The 26,952-nt window shown below is 69.9% G+C and carries 24 protein-coding genes; 12 read left to right on the forward strand and 12 right to left on the reverse strand.

Annotation, left to right across the window (positions count from 1 at the left end; genetic code table 11):
• Window positions 1-523: 523 nt before the first annotated feature.
• The 5 genes from ACXZ1E_RS11960 to ACXZ1E_RS11980 all read right to left on the reverse strand — a co-directional run bounded on the left by ACXZ1E_RS11960 (window position 524) and on the right by ACXZ1E_RS11980 (window position 7,493).
• Window positions 524-781, reverse strand: a complete 258-nt coding sequence (locus ACXZ1E_RS11960) for a type II toxin-antitoxin system RelE family toxin (RefSeq protein WP_458040713.1) — start codon at window positions 779-781, stop codon at window positions 524-526.
• The gene (locus tag ACXZ1E_RS11965) at window positions 778-1,026 is read right to left on the reverse strand and encodes a type II toxin-antitoxin system Phd/YefM family antitoxin (RefSeq protein WP_458040714.1); all 249 of its coding nucleotides are present in this window, start codon (window positions 1,024-1,026) and stop codon (window positions 778-780) included. The genes ACXZ1E_RS11960 and ACXZ1E_RS11965 overlap by 4 nt, the downstream gene beginning before the upstream one ends.
• A gap of 49 nt (window positions 1,027-1,075) precedes the next feature.
• The gene (locus ACXZ1E_RS11970) at window positions 1,076-1,849 is read right to left on the reverse strand and encodes a DNA-formamidopyrimidine glycosylase family protein (protein WP_458040715.1); all 774 of its coding nucleotides are present in this window, start codon (window positions 1,847-1,849) and stop codon (window positions 1,076-1,078) included.
• On the reverse strand, window positions 1,842-6,737 hold the full coding sequence (locus ACXZ1E_RS11975; protein ID WP_458040716.1) for an Lhr family ATP-dependent helicase: 4,896 nt from the start codon (window positions 6,735-6,737) through the stop codon (window positions 1,842-1,844). The genes ACXZ1E_RS11970 and ACXZ1E_RS11975 overlap by 8 nt, the downstream gene beginning before the upstream one ends.
• A gap of 63 nt (window positions 6,738-6,800) precedes the next feature.
• Window positions 6,801-7,493 (reverse strand): alpha/beta hydrolase, encoded by a 693-nt coding sequence (locus ACXZ1E_RS11980; protein ID WP_458040717.1) that lies wholly within the window; start codon window positions 7,491-7,493, stop codon window positions 6,801-6,803.
• Between the two features lie 187 nt (window positions 7,494-7,680).
• Here ACXZ1E_RS11980 and ACXZ1E_RS11985 point away from each other — a divergent pair, with 187 nt between their 5' ends.
• The 3 genes from ACXZ1E_RS11985 (at window position 7,681) to ACXZ1E_RS11995 (ending at window position 10,878) form a co-directional block, all read left to right on the forward strand.
• The gene (locus tag ACXZ1E_RS11985; protein WP_458040718.1) at window positions 7,681-8,346 is read left to right on the forward strand and encodes an NUDIX hydrolase family protein; all 666 of its coding nucleotides are present in this window, start codon (window positions 7,681-7,683) and stop codon (window positions 8,344-8,346) included.
• Between the two features lie 15 nt (window positions 8,347-8,361).
• A complete protein-coding gene (locus ACXZ1E_RS11990) occupies window positions 8,362-9,213 on the forward strand; it encodes an AlbA family DNA-binding domain-containing protein (RefSeq protein ID WP_458040719.1) in 852 nt (283 codons plus the stop codon).
• A 327-nt stretch (window positions 9,214-9,540) separates the two neighbouring features.
• Window positions 9,541-10,878 carry a cell division initiation protein gene (locus ACXZ1E_RS11995; protein ID WP_458040720.1) on the forward strand — a complete coding sequence of 446 codons (1,338 nt, stop codon included), beginning with the start codon at window positions 9,541-9,543 and terminating at the stop codon, window positions 10,876-10,878.
• On the opposite strand, the gene ACXZ1E_RS12000 is transcribed toward ACXZ1E_RS11995, so the two are convergent.
• Complete coding sequence (locus ACXZ1E_RS12000) at window positions 10,875-11,129, reverse strand: PLD nuclease N-terminal domain-containing protein (RefSeq protein WP_458040721.1); 255 nt, start codon at window positions 11,127-11,129, stop codon at window positions 10,875-10,877. The two genes, ACXZ1E_RS11995 and ACXZ1E_RS12000, sit on opposite strands and share 4 nt — an antisense overlap.
• 241 nt (window positions 11,130-11,370) lie before the next feature.
• Here ACXZ1E_RS12000 and ACXZ1E_RS12005 point away from each other — a divergent pair, with 241 nt between their 5' ends.
• The gene (locus ACXZ1E_RS12005; RefSeq protein WP_458040722.1) at window positions 11,371-11,820 is read left to right on the forward strand and encodes a hypothetical protein; all 450 of its coding nucleotides are present in this window, start codon (window positions 11,371-11,373) and stop codon (window positions 11,818-11,820) included.
• A gap of 7 nt (window positions 11,821-11,827) precedes the next feature.
• On the opposite strand, the gene ACXZ1E_RS12010 is transcribed toward ACXZ1E_RS12005, so the two are convergent.
• Both ACXZ1E_RS12010 and ACXZ1E_RS12015 read right to left on the reverse strand, forming a co-directional pair.
• Window positions 11,828-12,958: a threonine aldolase family protein gene (locus tag ACXZ1E_RS12010; RefSeq protein WP_458040723.1), complete on the reverse strand. Its 1,131-nt coding sequence runs from the start codon at window positions 12,956-12,958 to the stop codon at window positions 11,828-11,830.
• 30 nt (window positions 12,959-12,988) lie between these two features.
• Window positions 12,989-14,383 carry a DUF6421 family protein gene (locus ACXZ1E_RS12015; RefSeq protein WP_458040724.1) on the reverse strand — a complete coding sequence of 465 codons (1,395 nt, stop codon included), beginning with the start codon at window positions 14,381-14,383 and terminating at the stop codon, window positions 12,989-12,991.
• 108 nt (window positions 14,384-14,491) lie between these two features.
• On the opposite strand from ACXZ1E_RS12015, the gene ACXZ1E_RS12020 reads away from it, so the two are divergent.
• From ACXZ1E_RS12020 to ACXZ1E_RS12040, 5 genes are all read left to right on the forward strand, one after another.
• Entirely contained in the window at window positions 14,492-14,974 is a 483-nt protein-coding gene (locus tag ACXZ1E_RS12020) for an Lrp/AsnC family transcriptional regulator (RefSeq protein ID WP_458040725.1), read from the forward strand.
• Window positions 14,975-15,049: 75 nt separating this feature from the next.
• Window positions 15,050-16,294: a sensor histidine kinase gene (locus ACXZ1E_RS12025; protein WP_458040726.1), complete on the forward strand. Its 1,245-nt coding sequence runs from the start codon at window positions 15,050-15,052 to the stop codon at window positions 16,292-16,294.
• The gene (locus ACXZ1E_RS12030; RefSeq protein WP_458040727.1) at window positions 16,291-16,953 is read left to right on the forward strand and encodes a response regulator; all 663 of its coding nucleotides are present in this window, start codon (window positions 16,291-16,293) and stop codon (window positions 16,951-16,953) included. Before ACXZ1E_RS12025 ends, ACXZ1E_RS12030 begins: the two co-directional genes overlap by 4 nt.
• 111 nt (window positions 16,954-17,064) lie before the next feature.
• Window positions 17,065-17,892 (forward strand): ABC transporter ATP-binding protein, encoded by an 828-nt coding sequence (locus ACXZ1E_RS12035; RefSeq protein ID WP_458040728.1) that lies wholly within the window; start codon window positions 17,065-17,067, stop codon window positions 17,890-17,892.
• The gene (locus ACXZ1E_RS12040; protein ID WP_458351954.1) at window positions 17,889-19,382 is read left to right on the forward strand and encodes an FtsX-like permease family protein; all 1,494 of its coding nucleotides are present in this window, start codon (window positions 17,889-17,891) and stop codon (window positions 19,380-19,382) included. Before ACXZ1E_RS12035 ends, ACXZ1E_RS12040 begins: the two co-directional genes overlap by 4 nt.
• A gap of 91 nt (window positions 19,383-19,473) precedes the next feature.
• Here ACXZ1E_RS12040 and ACXZ1E_RS12045 read toward each other — a convergent pair whose 3' ends face one another.
• Window positions 19,474-19,995 carry a hypothetical protein gene (locus ACXZ1E_RS12045; RefSeq protein WP_458040729.1) on the reverse strand — a complete coding sequence of 174 codons (522 nt, stop codon included), beginning with the start codon at window positions 19,993-19,995 and terminating at the stop codon, window positions 19,474-19,476.
• A gap of 288 nt (window positions 19,996-20,283) precedes the next feature.
• On the opposite strand from ACXZ1E_RS12045, the gene ACXZ1E_RS12050 reads away from it, so the two are divergent.
• The gene (locus tag ACXZ1E_RS12050; protein WP_458040730.1) at window positions 20,284-21,852 is read left to right on the forward strand and encodes a phosphatase PAP2 family protein; all 1,569 of its coding nucleotides are present in this window, start codon (window positions 20,284-20,286) and stop codon (window positions 21,850-21,852) included.
• A 76-nt stretch (window positions 21,853-21,928) separates the two neighbouring features.
• On the opposite strand, the gene ACXZ1E_RS12055 is transcribed toward ACXZ1E_RS12050, so the two are convergent.
• From ACXZ1E_RS12055 to ACXZ1E_RS12065, 3 genes are all read right to left on the reverse strand, one after another.
• Window positions 21,929-22,417, reverse strand: a complete 489-nt coding sequence (locus ACXZ1E_RS12055) for a SprT-like domain-containing protein (protein WP_458040731.1) — start codon at window positions 22,415-22,417, stop codon at window positions 21,929-21,931.
• 68 nt (window positions 22,418-22,485) lie between these two features.
• Window positions 22,486-23,013, reverse strand: coding sequence for a hypothetical protein (locus ACXZ1E_RS12060; protein ID WP_458040732.1), 528 nt, complete (start codon window positions 23,011-23,013; stop codon window positions 22,486-22,488).
• Between the two features lie 104 nt (window positions 23,014-23,117).
• The gene (locus ACXZ1E_RS12065) at window positions 23,118-23,990 is read right to left on the reverse strand and encodes a spermidine synthase (protein ID WP_458040733.1); all 873 of its coding nucleotides are present in this window, start codon (window positions 23,988-23,990) and stop codon (window positions 23,118-23,120) included.
• A gap of 40 nt (window positions 23,991-24,030) precedes the next feature.
• Between ACXZ1E_RS12065 and ACXZ1E_RS12070 the strand changes: the two genes are divergently transcribed.
• Window positions 24,031-24,792, forward strand: coding sequence for a 5-oxoprolinase subunit PxpA (locus ACXZ1E_RS12070; protein WP_458040734.1), 762 nt, complete (start codon window positions 24,031-24,033; stop codon window positions 24,790-24,792).
• A gap of 13 nt (window positions 24,793-24,805) precedes the next feature.
• A complete protein-coding gene (locus ACXZ1E_RS12075) occupies window positions 24,806-26,611 on the forward strand; it encodes a 5-oxoprolinase subunit B/C family protein (protein ID WP_458040735.1) in 1,806 nt (601 codons plus the stop codon).
• Window positions 26,612-26,952 lie beyond the last annotated feature (341 nt).

Raw genomic sequence — 26,952 nt, forward strand, 5'->3', positions numbered from 1 at the left:
TAGGTCGCCGGGGAGTCGGACTTTCGGGTGTTGCACGCGGCGTGGAGCGTAGCGAGATGGCTAGATCGTTGAACCCACCTCTGCTGTGTGCAAGAACGTGGTCAGCTTCTGGTACCGGAGCCCAGAAGGCGGGGTGGGTCCTTCCGCGTGTGTAATGCACGTCGTACGGAATCTCCTCCGGGTACAGATCGTGAATCGCGACCAGAATGCTCCGAGGGACCGCGCGCCCTCCGCACTGGGTACAGCGAAATCCGTCCCGAACGAAAACCCGCGCGCGAAGGCTTTCGTCTTTTGTGCGCTGACCACTCGTTCCTTCAACGGAACCCGCAGCGCGAGCCGCCGAAAGTCGCCCCATCCAGACGTGGCCCGCGATATCCCGCAACTCCCGAACGGCAGCGGTCTTCCCATTCGTGGCGACGGCGATGACAGTCCGCAGCAGGGCGTCGGCGTCCCGCTCAGCGGTCTCTTCGTCGAGAGGGAGGATGGCCGTCACCCGCTTGAACATATCGCTCGACGCGCCCTCTCACTGCTCGTAGACATCCCTTCGGTGACCGAGCGTCACGACCGCCACGACCAGGACATCGTCATCGATCGTGTAGATGATGCGATAGTCGCCGATGCGCACGCGCAGTCCCGCGCGTCCGCGGAGCGCTGTTGCGCCGGGCGGACGAGGGTCCTCGCCCAAGAGGGCGATTGCTCCCCTGATGCGACCACGGTCTTGGTGGTCGATCTTTTTGAGAGCTCGAACCGCCGCCGGGCGAAGCTCGATGCGATAGCTCATGCCCAACCGAGATCGGCCTTTACCTGCGCCCAGGGCACGTTCGGGCCTTCTTCCGACATGGCCTCGTCGAACGCCGCCGCGTCTTCCGCGTCTTCGAGGGCCTCGATCATCCGCTCGTATTGCTCAGGGCTGACGACCACGGCAGCGCGCTGACCACGCCGTTCGATGAAGACTGCCTCGTTCTCGGAGCGGGTGAGGATATCGGAGAAGTTCTTGCGCGCATCTGCGGCGCTCACGATCGACATCTTCAGATTGTACATTTCATAGGCCCATAATGTACGAAATCTCGTGCGGTCAGCGCTGGCAGTTCGGACACCAGAACACGTTCCGCTCGGACGTCGCCGTAGCGCCGAGCGACCCCTCGCGGATTGCCGTGCCGCACCGGCGGCACGGTCGTCGCGCCCGCCCGTACACCCACGTCGTGCGACCCGCTCGGGTATCGCCCGTGAACGTTCGAGGCGTGCGATCGCGGTTGGCGCGAAGCATCCGTGCGCCCACATCGATCACGGCGGCGGTGTCGACCTCGATCGCGGGGCGCGAGGGCAGGATGCCTCGGACGAACAGAATCTCGTTCGCGTATTCGTTGCCGAAACCCGCCACCGTCCGCTGATCGAGCAGCGCCACGTGTATCGGCCGCGGGTCGCTCGCGAGCACCCGCGCGGCCTCGAACGGATCCCAGTCTTCGGAGAGCGGGTCGGGACCCAGGTGCCCGACGACACGCTCCTCTTCGCTCGTCGGCAGCACCTCGACCATCGCCAGATCGAAACCCACGGCATCCCAGTCCGCGTTGCCAACGATCGCGCGAGCCGTGAACGCCGGCTTTCGCCACTTCTCGCCGCGGCGATAGACGTGCCACTCGCCCTCCATTTTCAGGTGCGAGTGCAGCGAGAAATCCCCGATGCGATGCAGCAGATGTTTGCCGCGCGGAACGACGTCGTGCACGGTCTCGCCCCGCAGGTCGGCGGTCGCGCTGCCGGGAACTCGGATGTCGAACCGCGTCACGACCGAACCCGCGAGCGCCTCGGATAGCCGTCGCGCGGCACGGAAGACGGTGTCGCCCTCAGGCACGAGCGCCCGCTCGAATCGCATCTCCCGCCGTCGTCCGACGCAGTGTCAGGCCGCGGGGAGACTCGACGAACCCTGCCTCTCGGAGGGCGCGAGCGGTGGAAGAGCCGTAGACGAAAGCACCGTTGACCTGCTCGACCGTGAGTGTGTCGAGGCGTCGCGCCCGCGCGGTCGTCGCCAGATCGAGCGCTGCCGCCGCGAGCACGTTGTCGTCCTCCGTGAAGACGAGCGCGCTCTTGCCGCCCCGCTCGAGGTAGACGGCCAGGGTCCCGTCGACCAGCACGACGATGCCGCCGGCCTTGCGGCCCGGTCGGTGGGTGACACCGTCGATCACGGGCCAGGGGAGAGCGGCGCCGTAGGGGTTTGCGGGGTCGGTCGCGGCGAGAGTGACGGCACGCAGGGGTGCGGGATCGGGCAGTGCCGCGAACTCGCGCAGTCGGTCGATCGTGGCGGATGCCGCAAACTGTGCCGCGCCCAGCCCTTCGATCAGATATCCCCGGCGGCAGTGGCCCGCCTGCTCGAAGCCCGCCAGTACCCGGTAGGCCTGGGCGAAACCGCCGGGCATGCCCTCGGCCTGGACGGACCCGCGCGTGACGACGCCGTAGCGGTCGAGCAGCAGTGCTGCGGATGCTGTTGCCCGGGCCGAGGCATCCGACTCCGGTTCGGGCAGCAGAGACCAGCGCCCGCCCACACCGGTCGGGCGCGGGGGAGCGGCGGGTCGGGGCAGCGCCGCCCCGCGGAACAGTCGTGCACGGGGCGGGCGCCGTGTGGTGCGGTGCGCCTGCGATCCACCGGCAGTCAGGGCCCGGAGCGGCGCGAACGTGTCGTTCGTGACATGACCCGACCAGGTCAGGCGCCACAGGGCGTCCGTCACGGACTGCTCGTTCTCAGCCCCGGCCGCATCGCGCAGCTGAGAGGCGAAGTAGGCGCCCCCGACCGCCAGCGCATCGAGCACACGTCGATCGAGCGAGTCTGCGGCGGGTTCGTCCTCGGGCGGGGCCAGCGTGTACGGCGCGGCATCCGCGGGATGCAGAGCCACCCACCCGTCGCGACCGGGCAGCGAGCCCTGACCCGACCAGACGACCTCGCCGGCCGCGGTCAATTCGTCCAGCAACCCGGGGTGGTAGTCGGACACGCGCGAGGGCAGCACGAGCGACTCCCACGCGCTCGCCGGCAGCGGCACGCCCGCGAGTTGATCGATCGCCGCGACCACACCGTCGACTCCCGACAGCGGGCGGGCGACGTGCTGCCAGACGGGCAGGAACCGCGCGAACGCCTCGGGCGGGACGGGCTCGACGCTCCCGCGGATGGCCGCGAGCGAACGCATGCGCAGGCGGCGCAGCACCTCGGCGTCGCACCACTCCGTTTCATCGCTGCCCCCGATCCGTGAGCGGTCCACACCGGCGGGCAGGAAGAACCCGCTCGTCACGCGCCCCTGCGACTCGAGTCGCAGAAGCGTATGACGTGCCACGGCGGGACCGATCCCGAGTCTTTCGGCGAGGGAATCCACCGTGAACGGAGCGTGCGTGCGCGCGTACCGAGCGACGAGATCGCCGAGCGGGTCCTCGGTCGGCTCGAGGAACGCCAGCGGGATGCCGACGGGTAACGCCGCACCGAGCGCGTCACGCAGGCGCCCGGCGTCCTCGATCGCGGCGACGCGGTGCGTGCCACCGATCGTGATGGGGATCGCGCGCCGGGCATCGACGAGAGCGATCAGGAGAGCGGATGCCTCGGCAGCTGTCGCATCGGGCAGCGCTGGTGCCGCATCCTCCGTCGGCGCATCCGCATCGGGATCGGCCGGATCGGCCCGCAGCGCGCGCACGACCGAACCGTCGGCCTCGGCCGGAATGAGGCGCGCGGCGACCTCTGCGGCGTCCAGGGGGCCGAGCATCCGCAGCAGATCCGCGACACCCTCGATACCGTTCACGCGGCGCGTGGGATCGAGGCGTTGCGCCTCACGTTCGAACTGCGCGATGACGTCGGGGTCGAGCAGCTCGCGCATCTCGATGCGGCCGAGCAACTCCGAGAGCAGCGCGGGATCGACAGACAGGGCCGCCGCGCGGCGTTCGGCGAGGGGCGAGTCGCCCTCGTACATGAACGCGCCGACGTATCCGAAGAGCAGGTCTCGTGCGAACGGCGAGGGCTGGGTTGTCGTCGTCTCGATCAGGCGGATGCGGCGCTCGGCGATCCCACGCGCGAGCCCGAGCAGAGCGGGCAGGTCGTAGACGTCCTGCAGCACCTCGCGAAGAGTCTCGAGGATGATCGGGAACGTCGGATGCCTGCGCGCGACTTCGAGCAACTGTGCCGATCGCTGGCGCTGCTGCCAGAGGGGGCTGCGCTTGTTCGGGTTGACGCGCGGCATCAGCAACGCGCGTGCCGCGCACTCACGGAAGCGCGAGGCGAAGAGGGCGGACCCGCCGACCTCGTCCGTGACGATCTGCTCGAGCTCGTCGGCCTCGAAGACGAAGAGTTCGGCGCCCGGCGGCTCGGCCGCGGCATCCGGGACCCGAGCGATGATGCCGTCGTCGCTCGCGACGGCGGATCCCTCGACGCCGAGGCGTTCGCGGATGCGCGCGTTGACAGCGAGCGCCCACGGGGCGTGCACACTCATGCCGTACGGGGAATGCAGGATGATTCGCCAGTCGCCGACCTCGTCGCGCCCACGCTCGACGGTGAAGGTCGTATCGGTCGGGAGCGTGCCCGTCGCCTCGCGCTGCTCCGCCAGATAAGCGAGAAGGTTGTCGCTCGCGCGCTCGTCGAGACCCCCGTCACGCAGCCGCTCGCGGGCGGCGTCGGGCGTCGCCTCGGACAGGTCTTTCGAGAACTTTCCGAGCGCCTCGCCGAGTTCGGCGGGGCGTCCGAGCCCATCGCCGTGCCAGAACGGCAGCTTGCCGGGCTGTCCGAACGCCGGCACGACGTTGACGCGATCGTGGGTGATCTCGACGATTCGCCAGCTCGTCGTGCCGAGCGTGAAGACGTCGTTGACGCGCGACTCGTAGACCATCTCTTCGTCGAGCTCGCCGACGCGACCCCCGCGTGATTCGCCCGCGACGAACACGCCGAACAGACCGCGGTCGGGGATCGTCCCGCCGCTCGTCACGGCGAGGCGTTGGGCACCGGGGCGTCCGGTCAGCGTGCCCGCGTCACGATCCCAGACGACGCGGGGCCGGAGCTCGGCGAACTCGTCGGAGGGGTAGCGCCCGGCCAACAGGTCGAGCGTGGCCTCGTAGGCCGAGCGCGGCAGCGTGCGGAAGGGGGCGCTCTTGCGCACCGCGTCGTACCAGTCCTCGACGTCGATGGCCCCGAGCGCGCACGCCGCGACGGTCTGCTGCGCCAGGATGTCGAGCGGATTCTGCGGCACCGAGATCGACTCGATGCGTCCGGCGAGCATGCGCTCGGTGACGATCGCGGTGTGCAGCACATCGGCGCGATGCTTGGGGAAGAGGAAGGCGCGGCTGACCTCGCCGACCTGGTGACCCGCGCGGCCGATCCGCTGCAGCCCGCTCGCGGCAGAGGGCGGCGACTCGACCTGGATCACGAGGTCCACGGCGCCCATGTCGATGCCGAGTTCGAGGCTGCTGGTCGCGACCACGCAGCGCAGTCGCCCCGCTTTCAACTCTTCTTCGACCTGCGCGCGCTGCTCTTTCGACACCGACCCGTGGTGTGCGCGCGCGAGTACAGGATCAGCGCCAGCGGTCGAGCCCGCCTGCGCCATGACAGCAGCGGGAACCGCAGGGTCGGGAAGTTCGAGCCCGAGTCGCTCGGCGTAGATCTCGTTGAGTCGCCCGGTCAGGCGCTCGGCCAGTCGGCGGGAGTTCGAGAAAACGATGGTCGAGCGGTTCTCGAGGATGCGGTCGACGATCGCCTCTTCGACGTGCGGCCAGACCGACCCCGTCATCTCCGTCGCCTCGGGGCGCAGGCGACTGTCGGCGGCGTACCACTCCGGTCCGTCGCCGTCGCCGTCGCCGGTGTTGCCGTTGCTGGTCCCGTCGCTGCTGATATCCCTTTCGCCCGTATCGTCGGCACTGGCCCCCGCGCGGGCGGACCCCGAGGCATCCGTTGCCCCATCCGGTGCGTCGGCACCGGGCGCACCCGAGCGGGGCGGGGGCGGGGGATTGAGCATGTCGTCGATCGGCACGGTCACGCGCAGTTCGAAGGTTTTCGACGCGGGCGGCGCCACGACGTCGACGGGCGCCGCGCCGCCGAGGAAGCGCGCGACCTCGTCGATCGGGCGCACGGTCGCTGACAACCCGATCCGCTGCGCCGGATGCTCGAGCATCGCGTCGAGTCGTTCGAGGCTGACAGCGAGATGCGCCCCGCGCTTGGTGGCGGCGACGGCGTGGACCTCGTCGACGATCACGGTGTGCACGCCGCGCAGTGTCTCGCCCGCCTGGCTCGTGAGCATCAGGTAGAGCGATTCGGGGGTCGTGATGAGTATGTCGGGCGGATCCTGCACCAGACGTCGCCGCTCGTTCGACGGGGTATCGCCCGAGCGCACGCCCACCGTGACGTCGGGAAGCGCGATACCCAGCCGACGTGCCGACTGGGCGATGCCCACGAGCGGCGAACGCAGGTTGCGCTCGACATCGACGCCCAGCGCCTTCAGCGGAGAGATGTACAGGATGCCCGTGGTCGGCTGCGGGGCATCCGCTCGTTTTCTTCGTCCGCCCGCGCGGGGCTCCGCCTCGAGCGGCTTCTCGCGGAAGACCCTGTCGATCGCCCAGAGGAAAGCGGACAGGGTCTTGCCCGAGCCGGTCGGCGCGACGACGAGCGCGTGCCGCCCGGCCGAGATCGCATCCCACGCACCGACCTGGGCGGGGGTGGGCTCGAGGAAGGCGCCACGAAACCAGTCCTGCGTGGCAGGACCGAATTTCGCCCAGACATCGGCCATCTGTCCATCTTCGTCCCCCGCACCGACATCGGCGCGGGTCTTGCGCTGGTCGCGCGACGCGCGTCAGTCCGAGAGTTGCTTCAGGCGTGCCTCGAGAAAGCCGCGGACGTCGTCGAGCTCGGTCTGCGAGACGCTGTGCGTCAGGCCGGGATAGACCGATCCGCTGAGCGTGCTGTGCTCGGGAAGCCAGACGGTGGTTTGCGCGATGAGCGGCTCCGGGATGACGTCGTCGTGCGTTCCGCGACCCCAGAAAACCGGGGGCTTGGTGGCGGCGAGTACTTCGTCACCGGGCAGCGTTGCGGCGCTGGCGTAGCCGCTGAGGTTGACCGCGAAGGCGAACCGTTCCGGCTGCAGCCGCAGCGCCTGCAGGGCGATCGCCGCACCTTGAGAGAATCCGAGCAGGCCGATCGACGTCGCCCCGACCGCGTGCTCGTCGAGCCAGGCGCAGAGTCGTTCGGCCGCCCGCGTCACACCGGCGGAGTCTCGCCCGTTCAGGCCCTCGATGGGGTACCAGGAGTAGCCCGGTGCCGGCCACGGCGGGGCGAGGGGCGCGCGCGGGGCCGCGAAGACGAAGGCGGGCGGGAGGTACGGGACGAGACCGAACAGGTCGCGCTCGTCCGACCCGTACCCGTGCAACAGCACCAGCAGGGGACGCCCTGCCGGGGCATCCGACCAGAGCGCGGCATCCGGATCGAGCTCGGGCGGCAGGGTCGCTGCGGATGACGCGGACGATGGGGTCTCGTCGGTGGGGGACATGCCCCCATCCTGGCAAACCCCGCGGACACGGTGCTCTGAGCTGGCGCGTGGCTTCCGCGCACATCTCGGAGGACCCATGTGACTCGTGGGGCCCATGAGGTCGATTCGGCGCCACATCCGCCACATCCGTCTCGCCGTTCCTTTCGCATGTACGGGGTCGCGCGAAAGGCTGAGGTATACAAGAGACATGCCGGTGCGCACACCTGACCCCGATCCCCCCGAAGACGACGGCCCCGAGGGGCGCGATCGGTTGAGCGGCATGGGAGCGTCGTTCGGACGTTCGAGCGATCCGCGTGACGACGGTTCGTTCGGCTCGCCGACGACGGGAAGCGCGGCGAATCCCGGCTGGCTGAGCGAGGTCGAGCTGGCCGAGGCGCGGCGCCGGCTGCCGATGCTCTACGTCGAGGCCGTGCCCGTGCGGACGGATGGCGTGGGCTCCGTGACCGAGGTCGGCATCCTGCTGCGCGCCACACCGGTCGGCGAGATCACCCGTTCGCTCGTCAGCGGCCGTGTGCGGCATGGCGAGACGGTGCGGGATGCGCTGTTCCGCCACCTCGAGAACGATCTCGGCCCGATGGCCTTCCCCCTGCTGCCCCCTCAGGTGACTCCGTTCACGGTCGCCGAGTACCTGCCGATTCCCGGCGTCACCGCCTTCCACGACGATCGTCAGCACGCCGTTTCGCTCGCCTTCGTCGTGCCCGTGACCGGGACGTGCGAGCCGCGCCAGGACGCGCTCGAGGTCACGTGGATGTCGCCCGAAGAGGCAGCGTCCGATGCGCTCGCCGCCGAGATGGAGGGCGGCCGCGGCACGCTCGTCCGCCTCGCACTGGCGAGCGTCGGCGCCCTGCGCTGAGTCGGGACCGAACGGATGCCTGCAAGTCCCCTCCTCGTCGAGTTCGCTATCGCCCTCCCCGTCGCTCTCGCTTTCGCCTACGCGGTCGCATGGGTCGTGCGTCGGCTGTTCGGCCGTCGACTGCGCCTGGGTCTGACGACGATGGCCGTGATCTCGCTGCTCGGCATCAGCGTGGGGCTCCTGCTCGCGGGACTGCTCTTCTACGGTCAGTACCTCTGGATGCCGACGACGCTCTTGCTCGCGTTCGGCTCGAGCATCGGGCTCACCTTCGTCGCGGCGTCGATTGCGGCGCTCATCCGCCCGAACTATGGCGACGTCGATGTGGCGGCGTTCCTCGCCGCGGGGGAATCCGACCACGTCGAGTTCAAAGAGACCGCGCGGTGGAACGTCCGTGAACATAAGAAGGATCCGCGGATGGAACTCGCGATCGCAAAGACGGTCGCCGCGTTCTTGAACAGCAACGGCGGAGTGCTGGTCATCGGCGCGAGCGACGACGGTGTCGTGCGCGGCCTGGAACGGGATCTCGCAACCCTCCGGACGCCCGACCACGACCGGTTCGAGCTCTGGCTGCGTGACCTGCTCTCGACGCTCGTCGGCCGCAACGCCGCCGCGCTGCCCCACATTCAGTTCGCAACGCTCGCGGACGCGGGCACGGTCTGCGCCCTCAACTGTCCGCCATCGCCGAAGCCGGTCTTCTTGACGGCGCCGCGCGACGGCGGCCCAGCCACCGACCTGTGGGTGCGTGTCGGAAACTCCACCCGCGCTCTCGGCGTGGACGAGGCAGTCGAGTATGTTTCACGCCATTGGCGACCGACGCTCGCGTCACTCGTGACGGGGCGTCCCTCGGGGCCTTCGGCGGGGCGCTGACGCGCGGCGGGGTCGTCCCGAGAACGGCGCTGTGAATGACGTCTCGTCCGGGATAGCTCGTACCGGTATTGTTCGTCGTGATCGGGCGGCACCCGCTACGCAACACCCGATCATCCGTCATCCGTCCGCGGTCGACGACACAACCCATTTCTCTCCCGCGCAACCCGGCGCGGTGCGGGGTGGCTGTGTCCTCGAATGGCCGTGTCCTCGAATGGCTGTGTCCTCGTATGGACGGGAACGTGCATGTGTGGCGGAAGGATCGGCGACGGTGCCCCCGGGTTATCCGGGGAACAGACCGTGGTGGAGCAGAGAGACGGGGACGGGGACATGACCACGCAGAACACGGGTAACGAGCAGCCGGATGCGGCGGCTTCGGCCTTCGACGAGCTGATCGGTGGAGCCGGCGATGCCGGTGATTCCCTCTCATTCACGACGGCTTTTCGGGGCTATGAGAAGCACGAGGTCGATGCTGCCGTGGCGACCCTGTCGTCCCGCCTACAGGAGCGCGGCGATCGCGTCACGGCGCTCGAGGCGCGCATCCGCCGCGGTGAGAAAGCGGCGACCACCCGCAGTCGTGAGTTGACGCAGGCGCGGCAGTCGATCGAGAAGCTCGAGGCCGACCTGCGCGAGGCACAGGCGAAGGCCGCGGATGTCGAGCAGCAGGTGCAGGCACTGACGGACGAGCTCGTCGGTGCGACATCCGAAGCATCCGAGGGTCGTCAGCAGTTCGAAGAGATTCTGCGCGTCGCCGAGGGCCAGGCGAGCGTGCTCATCAAGAATGCGACCGTGCAGACCGAGCGCCTGCTCGAGTCGGCACGCGAAGAGATTCGGACGCGTCGGCGAGAAGCGGAGGCGGATGCGGAAGCGATCCGTTCGCAGGCCGAGAGTGACGCACAGCAGGCGCGCCTCCGCATCGAGACCGAGCTCACCGCGCACGAGGCGATGCTCGAGCGCGAGCGTGCACACGCCGCCGAGAAGGTTGCTCAGGCCGAGCAGGAGGCCGCCGCGATCCGCACCGAGGCCGAGAAGGGTGCCGCCGCGTTGCGCGCCCTCGTCTCGCGCGAGACGGCTCAGGACCGCGCGGATGCCGAGGCCGCCGTCCGCGAGATGCGCGCGCGTGTGCTCGAGTTCGAGGAGTCGCTGACGCGGCGCCAGGATGACGCACAGCAAGAATTTCTGGTTTTGCACAACCAGGCTGTGGCGCACGCCGAGCGCATCACGGCCGACGCGAACGAGCAGGTCGCGGCCTCGCTCGAGCACGCGAAGCGCATCTCGGCCAAGGCGGAGGACTACGAGCGGCTCGCACGCGCCCAGGCGGCGCAGGTCGAGGCCGATGCCAACGTGCGCGCGAACGAACAGCTCGATCGGGCGCGCGACAAGGCGCAGCGCATCATCGACCTGGTTACAACGCACTCGACCGGGGTTCTGCGCGACGCCGAGGACCGCACGCGGCAGCTCCGCTGGCAGCAGCACGAGATGTCGAGCTTCATGGCCGGGGTGAAGGAACTCATCCGCGGCGAGGTTCCGCTGGACGAAGAGGACGCGGATGCGGATGCCTCCGCCGACACCGTCGCATCGCGGGCGGAACCCGACACTACCTCGAACGCAGATGCCGAGTCCGAGGTGCAGGAAGAAGCTTCCGCCGAGAGTTCGGACCGCAGCTAGCCGTCCGCGGGAGCGCGGAAACTCTCGGCGCCCGAAGCGCGACGACCGATCGTCAGCCAGGCGATCGGGCCGAGCAGCGGCACGAAGATGGCCAGCAGCGTCCAGACGAGGGCGTGGGTCGCGGTGAGGTGCTTTGCGCGCCGGGCGATCGACACGAGTGCCGCGATTGTCAGGGCAAGCCCGACGATGAAGACAATGCTCCAGACGATGTCGTATGACGCCGGCACGAGCGGGTTCATCGAGGCATCCATGCCGTCAGCATAGGCGAGCCCGGGCCGGCGGCCCGAGGCGTTCGATCGCGTCGAGAACCCGCGCCCGTGCGGGACCGGGGAGCTTCTGGCGTGCTGCGGCGCCGGTCAGCTCGACCACATCGTTCACGTGTTCAGGTCGCGCCGCAGCTCATCCAAGGTCACGCGCTGACCGTCATCGGTCGACTCGGCCGCGCGGTATCGACACGTCGTGCGCGTCCCGGTGGAGCCTAGATTGGTGCGTATGACCTGGCGGCGCTACGGACCCACTCTGCTTCTCGTCGCCGCAACGTGCCTCGTTCTTGGCGTGGTCGTGGTCGCCTGTGTGTACGTGGCGACGAACGGTGGGTACGGCTCCGGCGCTCGCGGTCTGCTCGGCATGGTCCTCCTGGGAGCATACGTAGGCGGCGCCTCGGGCCTCGGCGCATCGACTGGCGCGCTCGCAGCGCTCGCGTCGATCAACAACACCGGGTACCGACAGAGCGTGCGTAGTGCTCTGGGCATGGGGGTTTTCGGCGCCGTGGTGGGGGCGGCTGTTCCGTGGACCGTCACCGCTCTCGGAAACATCTGGAAAGGGCAGAGCGATTGGGCGAATACTGTCGTGCCGGTGGCCACCGCAGGGATTACTGCCGCGGCACTAGCCGTGGGGATCGCGGTGGCGATCGTCGCTACTCGAACGCGTCGCGAGCCCTAGATTCGGCCTAACTGCCGCTCGTGACGCGCGCGATGTCGGCGACGAACGCGTCGATGTCGGAGGGCTCCGTGTCGAACGAGCAGACCCACCGCACCTCGCTGATCGCCGCATCCTCCCCACCTCCACTCGAACCATCGCTATCGCGATGCTCCGAGCCTCCGGAGGCGGGGCCCCAATCGTAGAAGCGCACGCGCTCGCGCAACTGATCTGCCGCGCCCGCCGGCAGCGTCGCGAAGACGCCGTTCGCCTGCGTCGGCTGGGTGAACGCAACACCCTGAATGGAGCCATCCGCAATGCCGGCCTCGACTCCCGCGCGCAGCCGCGCCGCCATCGCGTTGGCGTGCGTCGCGTTTCGCAGCCACAGGTCGCCCTCGAACAGGGCGATCAGCTGCGCCGAGACGAAGCGCATCTTCGACGCGAGCTGCATGTTGAGCTTGCGCAAGAACTTCAGGCCCTCGGATGCCTCGGGGTCCAGCACGACGATCGCCTCGGCGAGCATCGCCCCGTTCTTCGTGCCACCGAGGCTCAGCACGTCGACGCCCGCGTCGGTCGTGAAGGCGCGGAGCGGTACGCCGAGCGCGGCGGCGGCGTTCGAGGCGCGCGCGCCATCGAGGTGCAGGCGCATTCCCAGGCCGTGGGCGTGGTCGGCGAGCGCCCGCACCTCGTCGGGCGTGTACACCGTGCCGAGCTCGGATGACTGCGTGATCGACACCACGAGGGGCTGGGCGCGGTGCTCGTCACCCCACCCCCAGGCCTCGCGGTCGACCAGCTCGGGTGTGAGCTTGCCGTCGTCCGTCGGCACGGTCAGAAGCTTGATGCCCGCGACCCGCTCGGGGGCGCCGCCCTCGTCGACGTTGATGTGCGCGCTCGAGGCCGCAACGACCGCACCCCAGCGCGGCAGCATCGACTGCAGGCCCACCACGTTCGCGCCCGTGCCGTTGAAGACGGGGAATGCCTCGGCCCCGGCGCCGAACTGGGCGGACACCACCTCTTGCAGGCGGGCGCTGTAGGCATCCTCGCCGTAGGCGACCTGGTGTCCCTCGTTTGCCGCGGCGATGGCCGCGAGTACCTCGGGATGGATGCCGGAATAGTTGTCGGATGCGAAGCCGCGCACGGCGGCATCGTGGATTCGGGTCACGGTACTCAGCCTAATTCGGGGCGCGCGCGGTCAGGCATCGCCCCGAATGCCGCTCGTCGACGCGATGACCGGTGCCATCTTGCGGTCGAGGGCCTCGTAAAACATCGACAGGGGGAATTCGTCGTCGAGCACCGCGTCCGTAAAGCCCTTCGGCGGTCCGATCAGGATGTCTCGGGGCAGGCCCTGCGCCCACACCGACCCCGGGTGGGGTGTCAGAACCCCGCGGATCAACTCGTATGCGGCGAGCCAGTGCGCGGTCTTCGGACGGTCGATCGAGCGCCAGTACAACTCGTCGATCGCATCGGCGAGCGCCACGACCGCCGCGGGCACGTCGGTCCAGTCGAGGGTGAGTCGGGTGTCGGTCCAGTGCATCACCCCGCGCTGGTGTAGCCACGCGAACAGCAGCTGCCCGCCGAGCCCGTCGTAGTTGCGAACCCGGGACCCCGTGATCGCGAAGCGGAAGATGCGATCGAAGATCACCGCGTACTGCACGAGCTTTGCGTGCTCGAGCGTCTCGACGTCGAGTTCTCCGTCTCCCGCAGACAGACGCTTCTCGATCGCAACGCACTCGCGGAAGGCGGTCAGGTCGCACCGCAACTCTTCGAGCGAGTAGAGGAAGTACGGCATCCGCTGCTTGATCATGAACGGGTCGAACGGCAGGTCGCCGCGCATGTGGGTGCGGTCGTGGATGATGTCCCACATCACGAAGGTACGCTCGGCGAGGGCGTGGTCATCGAGCAGGCGCGCGGCGTCCGCCGGCAGCTCGAGGCGGGTGATCTCGGCGGCGGCGCGCACCACGCGGCGGTAGCGGGCGGCCTCGCGATCCTGGAAGATCGCGCCCCACGTGAAGGTCGGGATCTCGCGCACCGCGACCGTCTCGGGAAAGAGAACGGCCGAATTGGTGTCGTAGCCGGGCGTGAAGTCGATCAGGCGCAGTGAGACGAACAGCCGGTTCGTGTAGTCGCCGGCCTCGAGTCTGGCGATGAACTCGGGCCAGATGGTTTCGACGATCAGGGCCTCGACGTATCGGTTGCTCGATCCGTTCTGGGTGTACATCGGGAAGACGACGAGGTGTCGCAGCCCGTCGACGCGGTGCTGCTGGGGTTGGAAGGCAACGAGCGAGTCGTGGAAGTCCGGTACCCCGAAGCGGCTGCGCACCCAGCGCTCGAAGTCGCCGACGGATGCCTCGAGGTACGCCGCATCGTGAGGGAAGAGCGGGGCGAGCTCGCGGATGCCACGCACGATCGTGTCGACGAGCCCCGCAGCCGCGGCATGCTGCGCGGGATCGGGGATCGAGCCATCCTGCGCCTGCAGCGCCTGCAGGTCGACCGCCGCATCGCGGAGCGAGATCCAGGCGGCGCTCGTCTCGACGTCACCGACCACGCCTGCGGCGGTGCCGCTGTCCAGGGTCGTGTCGATCGTCATGTCCGTCTCCGCTCCGTGCTGCGCCCACGCGCCATCTCGAGAATTGTAGGAAGATGTATGGTCGTGCCGCTCGTCAGCAGGAAATATTCCTGTTGATACGATCACCACATGGAAGATCAGGAACTGCATCGTCATCCTGCGGTTCTCGACGACCCGGTTGATCTGTCGATCGTGCGCGCGATCTCGCGCGATGCCCGCGCCACCCTCGCGCAGCTGTCCGAGGCCGTCGGGCTGTCGGTTTCGGCCGTGCAGGCCCGGATGCGGCGACTCGAGACACGGGGCGTCATCGCGGGGTATCGCGCGATCGTGGATGTCGAAGCCGTCGGCAAGCCTCTCGCGGCGTTCATCGAGATCACGCCGCTCGACCCCGCGCAGCCCGACGATGCTCCCGAGTTGCTCGAGCACATCACCGAGATCGAGTCGTGTCACTCCATAGCCGGCAACGCGGCATACATGCTCTTCGTGCGGGTTGCGTCACCGCGCGCACTCGAGACGCTCATCCGCCGCATCCGGGGAGTCGCGTCGGTGAGTACGCGAACGACCGTCGTGCTGCAGACGTTCTACGAAAACCGACCGATCCTGCCCGCCTGAGTGAACCGCAAACGCGGCGTCAGATACATCCACAGACGGATGCCTCGGCTCGCGCGCTCCCGTACCGTGAGAAGCGTGTTCCGCCCCCTCAAGCCGTACCAACTGGCCGTCGACGTGACCATAGCCGGGCTGCTGTTCATCATCGCGGTCTTCGCCGATGTCTCCGCGGGCTGGGTGCTATGGGCCAGCTCCTCGGGCACCGTCGCCTGGCAGATACTGCCCGTGGTCGTGATCTTCAGTGCGGGGCTCGCCCTGCGCCGGGCGAGCCCCGCACTTGCGCTCGCTGCCGTGTGGGCGGGGGCGCTGGTGCAGATGGCGCTCGGGCTCTCGCCATTGCTCGTGAACGTCGCGATCTTCGGGGTGCTCTATGCGGCGGCGGCGTATGGTGCGCGCCTGGTGATGTGGCTGGCCTTCGCCTCCGGGGTTCTCGGCGCGGCGCTCATCTCGCTCTATCTGATCGTTCCGCCCCTCCTGCGCGGCGGCTGGAGCATCACGGACGCCCTCGGGCAGTATCTCGTCGCGGGACTCGCGGTCTGGGTCGCCGCGACCTTCGCGTTGCTGCTGTCGTGGACGGTCGGCGCACTCGTGCGGACGGCACTCCGCGCGCGGGCCAACCGCGAGGCCCAGATGCGGGCGCAGGACGAGGCGATCGCGGAGCAGCAGCGCACAACGATCGCGCGCGACATGCACGATGTCGTCGCCCACTCGCTCGCGGTCATCATCGCTCAGGCCGACGGTGCGCGGTACGCGGCGGCGACGGATCCTGAGGCCACCGGATCCGCTCTCGGCACGATCTCGACGACGGCGCGGGCGGCCCTCTCCGACGTGCGGCTGCTGCTGACGCAGCTGCGACACAGCCAGGCGGAGGGCCCGCAGCCGACCCTCGCGGACCTCGAGGCGCTCTATGCCCAGGTGCGGGCGGCCGGCGTGGCTCTGCACGTCGACGTCGAGCCCACGCCCCGCGCGGATCCGCCGGCCGCCGTGCAGCTCGCGCTGTACCGGATCCTGCAGGAGGCGCTCACCAACGCCCTCCGGCACGGCGATGGTGGTGCGGTGTCCGTTGTGCTCGCCTGGCATCCCGACCGCGTCGATCTCGCGGTCCGCAACCGCATTCGTCTGGCACACATGGCGGGTGATGCGCGCCTCAACCCGCACGATGTGCCCGGTGAAGATACCTCCGGCTCCGGGCACGGCCTCATCGGGATGCGTGAGCGCGCTCACCTCGCCGGCGGCACACTCACGGCCGGCGCCGCGTCCGGAGAGTTCGTCGTTGCGGCATCCCTTCCGCTCGCCGCGGCGCTGGCGGGAGAGCTCGCATGATCCGCGTCGCACTGGTCGACGATCAGGCCCTCTTCCGGGCGGGCATCCGGATGCTCGTGGCCTCGCAGGCCGATCTCGAGGTCGTCGCCGAGGCATCCGATGGTCGTGAGGCGGTTCGGGTCGTGCGCGAAACGCGTCCGGATGTCGTGCTGATGGATATTCGGATGCCCGTGCTCGACGGCATCGGCGCGACGGCCGAGATCCTGGCCGATCCCGCCTATGCGGACCCCGCTTCTTCCGACGGGCCACCCCGCGTCGTCATGCTCACCACCTTCGATCTCGACGAGGCGGCCGCTCGCGCCATCCGGGGCGGGGCCAGCGGGTTTCTGCTGAAAGACGCCGATCCCGAGTTCTTGCTCGCGTCCATCCGCACCGTGCATGCGGGGTCGGCTGTGATTGCGGCATCCGCGACCCGTGACCTGTTCGCCCATTTCGCCGAGGCGCCGAGGCCCGTTCCCGCGTCGTACGGGGGACTTACGGAGCGCGAACGCGAGATCTTCGCGCTCGCGGCGCGTGGACTCAGTAACGCCGAGATCGCGGGGCGGGAGTTCCTGTCCGAGGCCACGGTCAAGACGCACATCAGCCGAATCCTCGCCAAGCTCGGGCTGCGCGACCGTGTGCAGCTCGTCGTCTTCGCTTTCGAGCACGGGCTCGCCTGAGGCATCCCCGCCCCGGACTCGGGGGACGACACGAACGTCATCCTTCAGAAGGATGCGGCGACGACCTCCGGCGGACGCGCCGGGATGGGCGCCATCCCTAGCGTCGAAGACATGCAGATTTCCACAACAGAACTCGGGCTCGCCGCCCGGGTGCACAACCTGTCCAAGTCCTACGGTTCCGGCGAGGGGATGGTGCGGGCGCTCGACGATGTCACCGTCGGCATCCGTCGCGGGGAGTTCACGGCGATCATGGGTCCGTCCGGCTCCGGTAAGTCCACGCTCATGCACGTCATGGCGGGTCTCGACGCCCCGACCTCGGGACGAGCGTGGATCGGCGACTCCGAGATCACGGGCGCGACAGACCTCGACCTGACGATCCTGCGGCGACGCCGCGTCGGTTTCGTGTTCCAGGCCTTCAACCTCGTCCCGACCCTCGACGCGATCGGCAACATCATGCTGCCCTTCGATCTGGACGGGCGCCGGCCGAGCGCCCTCGAGCGCGCACGCATCGACGGCCTGGTCGAGACGCTCGGTCTCGGTGGGCGGCTGCGGCACCGTCCGCATCAGCTGAGCGGCGGGCAGCAGCAGCGCGTCGCGATCGCCCGGGCGCTCGCAACCGGACCGGACCTCGTCTTCGCGGATGAGCCGACGGGAAACCTCGACTCCCGCTCGGGTCGCGACGTACTGGCGCTTTTGGCGACGGCGTCCCGCGAGCACGGGCAGAGCATCGCGATGGTCACGCACGACCCGATCGCGGCGAGCTATGCCGATCGCGTCCTGTTCCTCGGTGACGGGCGAATCGTCGCGGACCGGTCGCAGCAGAGTGCCGAGCAGATCTCGGCACACATGCTCGCCGCGGAAGGCGGCGCTCTGCGCGATCCGGAAGACGACGCTCCGGTCGATGCGGAAGACGACGTCGTGCGGGCGGTGCGAGCGTGAGCGCCGTCGCGACGGAGCCTCAGGCATCCGCTTCCACCCTGTCTTTCTCGGGTGATACGCGCGCCGTGGCCGGTACCGCTCGCCTCGCCTGGCTGCGCGAGCGCGGAATGGGCGCGAGCATCCTCGTCGCCGCGCTCTCGAGCGCCTTCGGCGTCGTGCTCATCAGCGCGACGGGCTATATCGGCGCATTCCTGTTCGCCGACGAGATGATCGGTTCGAGCGGAACGCTCGCCGTGGTCGTCGGCATCCTCACCGTGTTGCTCCTGGGTGTCGCGGTGTTCGTCGCCGCGATCGTCACCGCCAACACGTTCGCCACGATCGTGGCGGGCCGGGTCCGCAACATCGCGCTCATGCGCCTCATCGGGGCATCGGCACGGTCGCAGCGCGCGGAGGTCGCGCGCCAGGGCCTCGTCGTCGGCGCGATCGGTGCCGTCGTCGGGCTGCTGGCGGGCACCGGTGTCGCGGCCGTCGGGGTCGCGATCGCCGGTGAACTCATCGACCGCCCGACGGTGCCCTTCCCACTTGTGCGGCCAGAACTGCTCGTGCCGGCCGTTGTCGTCGTGCTCACGACGTGGGCCGCGGCCTGGTCGGGGTCGCACCGTGTGCTCTCCGTCACGCCACTCGAGGCGCTCGGCGGCTCGGTCGAGCGGACGCACAGCGACCTCGCCCGCCGCCCCGGACGCAACATCACGGCAATCGCGCTGTTCTCTGCCGGCGCGGTGCTGCTTGCGCTCGGCATCCTGGTCGGAATCGTCACACCCCTGGGCGTCGTCGTCGCATTCTTGGGCGGCCTCCTGTCATTCACGGGGCTTGCCCTCGGCTCGACGATCGTCATGCCGCCGGTCCTCCGTCTTGTCGGTCGCGCCTTCGGCTCGTCGGCAACCGCGCGACTCGCCGCAGAGAACGGGCTGAGGCATCCGGAACGCTCGTCTCGCATGGCTATCGGCGTGGTCATGGGGGTCACGCTCGTGACGATGTTCGCCGTCGCGATCGAATCGACCAAGGCCGTGCTGACCGCGACGGGAGGCGGCGAACTGCCGCCGTACATGGCGTCGCTGCTCGACACCTTCTCGATCGTGATGATGACGCTCGTCGGGGTCTCGGCCGTCATCGCCGGTGTCGGCCTCGTGAATCTGCTGACGATCGGGGTCGTGCAGCGGCGCCGCGAGCTCGGACTGCTGCGCGCCCTCGGCCTCTCGAACGGGCAGGTGCGACGCATGATCCTGCTCGAGGCCGCCCACGTGACCGTCGCTGCCCTCGCGCTCGGCCTCGTGCTCGGCGTGGCGTACGGATGGGCGGGTGCGCAGTCGCTGCTCGGCTCCGTGCCGGTCGTGCCCGGCGGGACCGCGGGGACCTTCGTGCTGCCGGCGCTGCCGGTCGTGCCCCTCGCGGTTGTCGTCGTGGCGACGGCCATCCTGACGCTGGTCGCCGCGGTCGTTCCGACGCGACTCGCCACCCAGGTCGCGCCCGTCGAAGCGCTCGCTGAGTAGGGCGTCTGGGGGCGCTGTGCCTGTGATCGGGCGGTGGTGTCACGCCCCGTGCTCACCCCGCACGCTCGGGGAGAGGGCTCAGGCAGACGGCTCAGGTGGAAGGCCCAGCCGCGTCCGTCGCTTCGATATCGTGTGCCCACGTGGGGGCGAGGGCCCGGATGCGCAGGGCCCGCCACTGCCAAGCCGCCCAGAGTCCTGGCCACAGCAGGGGAGCGGTGCGGCCGCCGATCGTGAGGCGCTCGCGCCACAGGGTTCGCGCGGGGTCGCCCGGTGCGGGTGAGACCGCGAGCTGGTGGTCCCAGACATCCAGCGAGGCGAGCGGTCCGGTGAGGGGAATGCCGCTGTCCCGGAAGATGCGCACCTCGCCCCGCGAGTCCAGGGTGACCCGGTCGCTCGCGTGGATGAGCTGCCGGCCCATCGGCACGATCCCGCCGATCGATATGTCGACGACGGCATCCGTCCCCGGCTCCCAGCGTGTCGGCAGGCCGCCCGGCTCGGCGGATTCGAGGCGGACGAGCGAGCCGTATAGCTCGGCCACCGCGCGGGGTGAGTGCAGGGCCCGCCACGCGGCATCCGCGTCGCAGTCGATCACGAGCTTGAGCAGGATGCGCATGTCCCCAGTGTTGCACCGGTACCGGTAGCCGAGCTTCGCCGATCCCTTCGACAGGCTCAGGACCGTGGGTGCCGGTCAGGCCCAGGGATCGTCCGGTGCCGGTCGCTGAGCCTGCCGAAGCGACCCTGCCCGAGCCGCGCGTTAGGCCCCGGCGTAAATCTGAAAGGAACGGTGGAGTCAGATGTGCCTGGTGAGGCGATTCAGGGTCGCTCGCGGCCCGACATTCCTTTCAGATTTACGCCGGACCCGGCACTGCCGCGGGGCGGGGCCGCAGCGTAGCCTCGGGGGATGCGTTTCGGCATCCTGCGGCAGCCGCACATTGCACATCGCCGGACGACCGTCATGCCGCGGTGGGTGCGCCGGGCCGACCGGTTCGCCAACCGTCGTGTGAATGCCCGGCGCGACCTGCGGGCGCGCGACAGCGGGTACCGCCGCCTCTCGCGCGCAGCAGATCACGGACGACTCTGGTTTGTCCTTGCGGGCGTCCTCATCGTCTCCGGACGTTCGCGGGCCGCGCTCCGCGGTGTCGCATCGCTCGCGGTGGCGAGCATCCTCGCCAACCTCATCGGCAAGGAGGTGTTCGGCGGCTCGCGCCCCGTGTTGACGGACATCCCCGTCCGCCGACGCCTCGCCGTGTACCCGACGTCGGCGTCGTTCCCCTCCGGGCATTCCGCGAGCGCTGCAGCATTCGCCACGGGAGTCGCGATCGAAGCACCGCTCGTCGGTGCCGTGGTGGCGCCCCTCGCTGCCGCGGTCGGGTACTCCCGTATGCATGTGCGGGCCCACTGGCTCTCGGATGTCGTCGGGGGCTTCGCGATCGGTGCGGGAGTGGGGCTCCTGGGTCGCGTCCTCGTGCCGGCGCGAACCTCGCCCGAGGGGCCGGCGCCGGAGCGGGGAGAGCGCGTCGACCTCCCGGCGTCCCGGGACGGTGACGGGGTGCTCATCTTCGTGAATCCGTCTTCGGGAGTGGAGGTCATCCGCACGGACCCGCGGAGCGAGATCGAGAAGGAGCTGCCGAACGCACGGCTGAGCGAGTTCGACCCGGAAGATCCGCCGTCCGCTGTCGCTGCCCGCGCCCTGGCGAGCTCATCACCTCCACGCGTCCTCGGAGTCTGCGGCGGGGATGGGACGGTCTCGACACTCGCCGCTATCGCGCGCGACACGGACCTTCCGCTCCTGGTGCTTCCGGGCGGGACCTTCAATCATTTCGCTCGCGCCATCGGTGCCGACACGGTGGAAAGCGGCATCGAGGCCCTCCGCGACGGTCGGGGGATACGCGTCGCCGCTGCCGAGCTGTCGACGGGCGGACCGGGCGCCACCGTCCTCAATGCGGGCTCGGTGGGCATCTATCCGGATTTCGTCGCGAGGCGCGAGGGATACCGCGACCGTCTGGGTAAGTGGTTCGGAGGGGTCGTTGCGGCCTGGGGTGTGCTGCGCGAAGCCGAGCCCATCGAGATCGAGTTGGACGGAGAGCGGATGCGCGTCTGGTCGGTGTTCGCCAGCGTCGGCCGCAACGATCCGCAGGGCGTCGCGACGATGCGGCGCTGGAGCGTCGATGACGATGTGCTCGATGTTCGGGTGTTGCACGCCCGTGGGCCGCGGTACCGCGCCGTCGCCTCGCTCGCGTTCGGCCGACGGACCGCCGCTGTCGCGCGGGCGCTGCGCCTGATGCCGCGTTCGTCGGATATCGAGCGTCGACTGGTGCCCGAGCTCACGCTGGCGGTCTTGCCACAGCAAGGTTCGCTCCCGGTCTTCGTGCACGACGGCGAGCTCGAGACACGCCTCGATGAGAATGCCGACGGCCGACACGAGATTCGCTTTCGGATGGTTCCGAGCGACCTGCGCGTGTACGCCTGAGCGGCTGGGGCACAGCGGCTGGAGCCCGGGGGCCGCTCGCAACCGACAACTGGCCGGGGCCAGCGCGTGCTCGGGCTCAGCGCTCCTGCATCGCCGCGAGGCGCTCGGCGGGCGAGATCTCGCGCTTCTCCCACCGGAACAGGTGGCGATCGTCGAACCGGGGCGCGCACTTCACGCACGAGGCGGGCCGTGTCGGCCGCCGATGCCGATACGCGAGGTGCCCGGCCGGGCACACCCCGATCCAGGGGGCGAGTTCGGTCGCCGTCTCGCCCGCGTGCGTCGTGCCACCCACGTAGCCCAGCTCGCGGGCGACCTGCTTCCACCGTGCCCCGTGTCCGGCGGCCGGGCCCGCGATCGCGTGCGCAACCTCGTGCAGCAAGGTCTGGTGGTTCGTGTCGTCGTCATAGCGTGCGGACAGATAGCGCGAGACGCTGATCCGCTTGCGCGTGTAGTCGCAGAGCCCTGCGCGGCGCTTGGCGTTGTCGAACCCGAACGACCACGAAGCATCCAGATGGAGCGAGATGAGGGCATCGGCCCACGTGCGCACGCGTTGCAGATCGGACATGTCGAAAAACCTAAACCGTCCCTACGACATCGGTCGCGGAGGCTGCAACGCCCTCCGGAAAAGTGCCGTCAGCTCGCGACCGACGTTCGGGCTCGACGCCGGTCCGCGGCGTCGACGGCGAGCAGCGTCGCTTCGAGCTGCTCATCGGGTGCGCCCGACTCCTGACGCAGGAACAGGGCCCGCTTGAAGTCGCGACGCGCGGACTCATAGTCGCCGGCGTCGTAGTGCACCTTGCCGCGGTGCTGGTACGAGAACGCCGCGATGGCAGACCAGCCCTGGCCTTCCGCCTCACCCGCGCAGGTGGACAGTTCATGCTCGGCGGCGGCATACGCTCCGCGCCACTGCTGGACGGTGGCGTGCAGGATGCGTGCACGCAGCAGATCCTTGCGGGTGCCGGCCATGCGGGCGACACGCACCGACTCGTCCGAGATGACGCTCGCCTCTTCCAGGCGGTCGAGCACCTTCAGCAGCCAGACGCGCTCGAGCAGGGCGGGCAGGCTCCGCTGGTCGCCGAGTTCCAGCAAGCGCTCGCGGCACTCGTTCACGTCCACGATCTCGCGCAGTGTTTCGGGGTCGTACCCGTGGATGTAGCTCACCGTGACCTCCTCACCGCGTGTTTCGCTCCTCCAGTGTGCAACGTGGGGGCGCACAACCGGCCGAGCCGCGCCGGGCGCGCCGCTGCTCGCTTCGCGTTGTTTTTTCAGCGGTCGAACAGAGACGACGATGGGGCCGGAGAATCGGTGGCGTCGGCATCCGTCGTGGCGCTGACACCCGCGACGAATGCGTCGAGTTCCGTGCCTTCGGCGACCTTGGCGGGGTGCGGGCCTGCGGCCATCAGTCGCGGCAACCAGGCCGTCGGGAGTTTGGCGGCGGATGCGGCGATCACCAGGTTGCCGAAGCGGCGACCCTTCAAGACCTGCACCTCGGCGAGCACGATGACGTTGGGCAGCACCTCGCGGACCGTCGCGACCTGGCGGCGTGCGTAGCGCAGGCCGGGTCCGTCGGCGACGTTGACCAGCAGCACACCGTCCGGGGCGAGGACGGCGGCAGCCGCGCGGTAGAACTCGACCGAGGTCAGGTGTGCGGGCGTCTGCGCCCCGGCGAAGACGTCCGAGATGAGCAGGTCGACCGTGCCGACGAGTCCCGCAGGGAGGCGCCCGAGCACGGCGCGCGCGTCGCCGATTCGGACCCGGATAGATGCGCCGCTCGGAAGCGGCAGCTCGGCGCGCACCAGGTCGACCAGCGCAGGCTCGATATCCACCACCTGCTGGCGCGAGCCCGGTCGCGTCCACGCGATGTAGCGGGGCAGGGTGAGCGCTCCGGCGCCGAGGTGCACGGCGGTGAGGGGCTGCCCCGGGAGCTTCAGCCGGTCGATGACGGCGCCCATGCGCGCGATGTATTCGAAGTGGAGGTGTGTCGGGTCGTCGAGATCGACATGGGATTGGGGGGTGCCGGCGACATCCAATTCCCACCCCGTCGTGTACGGCGAGGGCACGACGCGAGCGATCGAGCCATCCGACAGGCGGGTCGAGGGAGCGGATGCCTCGTCGTCGCCGTCGCGCTTTCTGCTCACCCGCCCACGGTAGCCGAGCGGCACGCGGGACAATGGTCCCGTGACCGTCGCATCCGTGGACCTCAACGCCGACCTCGGCGAGACGGTCGATGGAGTGCCGTCCGCGGACGATGAGGCGATGTTCGCCGTCATCTCGAGCGCGAGTGTCGCGACGGGCGGACACGCGGGGGATGTCTCGTCGATGCGCCTCGCGATCGAACGCGCCGCGCGGCATGGCGTGGCCGTCGGTGCGCATCCGTCGTACCCGGATCGCGCCGGGTTCGGCCGCGCCGCGATGGACCTCGCGCCCGCGGAACTGACCGCGGTCGTCTGGGCGCAGCTCGAGGCCCTGCGCGTGGCCGGGGCGGACATCCGCTACGTCAAGCCGCACGGGGCGCTCTACCACGCCGCCGGTGCGCATCCCGAGCAGGCGCGAGCGCTCGTTCGGGCGGTCGTCGACCTCTCGGATTCCCTCGGCCGAGGCGTGCCGGTGCTGGCTCTCGGCGACGCGCTGGCCGAGGCATCCGAAGCCGCGGGCGTGCCCTTCGTTCGTGAGGCCTTCCTCGACCGCGGCTACACGCCCGACGGCGCGCTCGTGCCGCGGGGGATGCCGGGTGACCTGCTCCACGACCCCGATGCCGTCGCCGAGCGCGCGGTGCGGCTGGCGCGCGAGGGTGTCGTCGAGGCGATCGACGGCACCCTCGTCGTCGCCCAGGCCGTCTCGCTGTGCCTGCACGGCGACACCCCCGAAAGCGTCGCGATGGCCCGTGCCGTTCGCGCCGCGCTCGACGCCGCGCGAATCGGCGTGCGCCCGCCATGGTGAGCGGCTTGCCGTGGTGAGTGATCCCGCGGTGGTGCGTGATGCCGCCGTGGTGAGTGATCCCGCGGTGGTGCGTGATGCCGCTGTGGTGCGTGATGCCGGTCTGGTGCGCGTCCTGCCGATGGGGGAGCGGGCGTTCCTTGCCGAGGTCGATGCCCTCGCCGGGGTGCTGGCCCTCCGTGAGGCGCTCGCCGCGGCACCGCTCGACGGGGTCGGCGATCTCGTGCCCGCCGCACGCACCGTGCTCGTTCCGTTCGACCCCGCGCGAGTGCCCGCGGCGACCGCGCGCTCATGGATCGAGCGGACGTGGTCCGAGTATGTGAGGGACGTGAGGGACGCGAGGGACGTGAGGGCGGATGCTTCGGCCGCACCGCCGTCGGCTCGCTCGATCGTCCTCGACATCGCCTACGACGGCCCCGACCTCGCCGAGACCGCAGAACTCTTGGGCCTCGGTCCCGGGGAGCTCGCCGAACGGCACGAGCGGGCCGAGTGGACCGTCGCGTTCACCGGATTCGCGCCCGGATTCGGATACCTGACCAGCCCGGCCTGGGCGTTCGACGTGCCCCGTCTCGATTCTCCGCGCACCCGCGTACCCATCGGTGCTGTGGGGCTGGCCGGCGAGTTCTCCGGCGCCTACCCGCGCGAAACACCGGGTGGCTGGAGGCTGATCGGCACGACGTCCGCCGCCCTCTTCGACCCGTCCGCCGCGAGGCCGGCGCTCCTGAGCCCGGGCGATCGGGTGCGGTTCCGGCGGGTGGCCGCGCGCGTGGCGGCGGCTGTGGCCGCGGGCGCGGGGTCGCAGGGTGCGGTTGCGGTTGCGGTTGCGGCTGTGGGTGCGGGTGCGGGATCGCAGAGCGCGGCTGCGGTTGCACCGGAGGTCGGCGAGCCCGAAGCATCCGTCCCGCTGTACAGCGCACCGCCCGCGTCCGCGGCGATCGAGGTGCTCGAGCCGGGATTGTTCGCGACCGTGCAGGACCTCGGCCGTGCGGGCCACGCCTCGATCGGGGTCGCGCGTTCGGGCGCGCTCGACCGGGGGGCCCTGCGCATCGCCAACCGCCTCGTCGGCAATCCCGAGGGCGCCGCGGCCGTCGAGGTGGCGATGGGCGGCTTCCGTGCTGTGGCGGAACGCGACCTGTGGATCGCGGTGACCGGCGGGTTCGGGCCGGTCGCGATCGACGGACGGCCCCTCGACGTGTACGAGGCGCACGAGTGGCGGCGCGGATCCGAGCTGCGGATCGGATGGCTCGAGCACGGCGCGCGTGCCTACCTCGCCGTCCGCGGGGGTATCGAAGCCGTGGGCGTCGCCGATGTCGGCCACAGCGGGTCCGTGCTGGGTTCGCTCTCGACCGACACTCTCGCCCGGCTGGGTCCCGACCCTCTTAGCATCGGCACGCGGCTCGTCGTGGGGCGCTCGCCGCACACGCCGGTGCCGCCGCTCGATGTCGCCCCGTGGGGGCCACCGCCCGATGAACTGGAGCTCGAACTCGCCCCGGGTCCGCGGGAGGCCTGGTTCGAGGCATCCGCTCTGCGTCTGCTCTTCGACGCGGTGTGGACGGTCTCGGGCGATGCGGATCGGGTGGGTGTGCGGCTCGACGGTCCCGAACTCGTTCGAACGATGGCGGGCGAGCTGCCGAGTGAGGGGATGGTGCCGGGTGCCCTCCAGGTGCCGCCCGGGGGTCGGCCGACGGTGCTGCTCGCGGACGGCCCGGTGACGGGTGGCTATCCCGTGATCGCGGTCGTGACGGATGCCTCGCTCGGCGCCCTGGGACAGGCCCGCCCGGGCACCCGCATCCGGTTCCGTCACGCCCGCCCGCACCCCTGACGAGCTCGCGTCCCCTGCACTCGGCTGCTTGGGGCGTGGAAATGACCGTGGGGCGCGGGATCTCGCGCCCCAGCGGGATTCTGGCGCCCCATGTGGGCTCGGCGACCGTGGGGTGTGGCTCAGCGACGGCCCCTGAGCCTGTCGAAGGCGCCGTCGCAGCGCCAGGGAATAGGAAGGGGCGCGCGCGGTTATACCGTAGGAACCAACACTCGTCAAGAATCCGACTGGACAATCGGCCATTCGCGACGTATAGTTGATGTTTGCGCTCCTAGATTCCCCCTGCCCTCATATGGTGGTCGGCTGTGCTTATGCGCCCCCCGCGAAAGCGGCGTGCGGCGCCT

This window comes from Pacificispira sp. HM-600 (assembly GCF_977993705.1).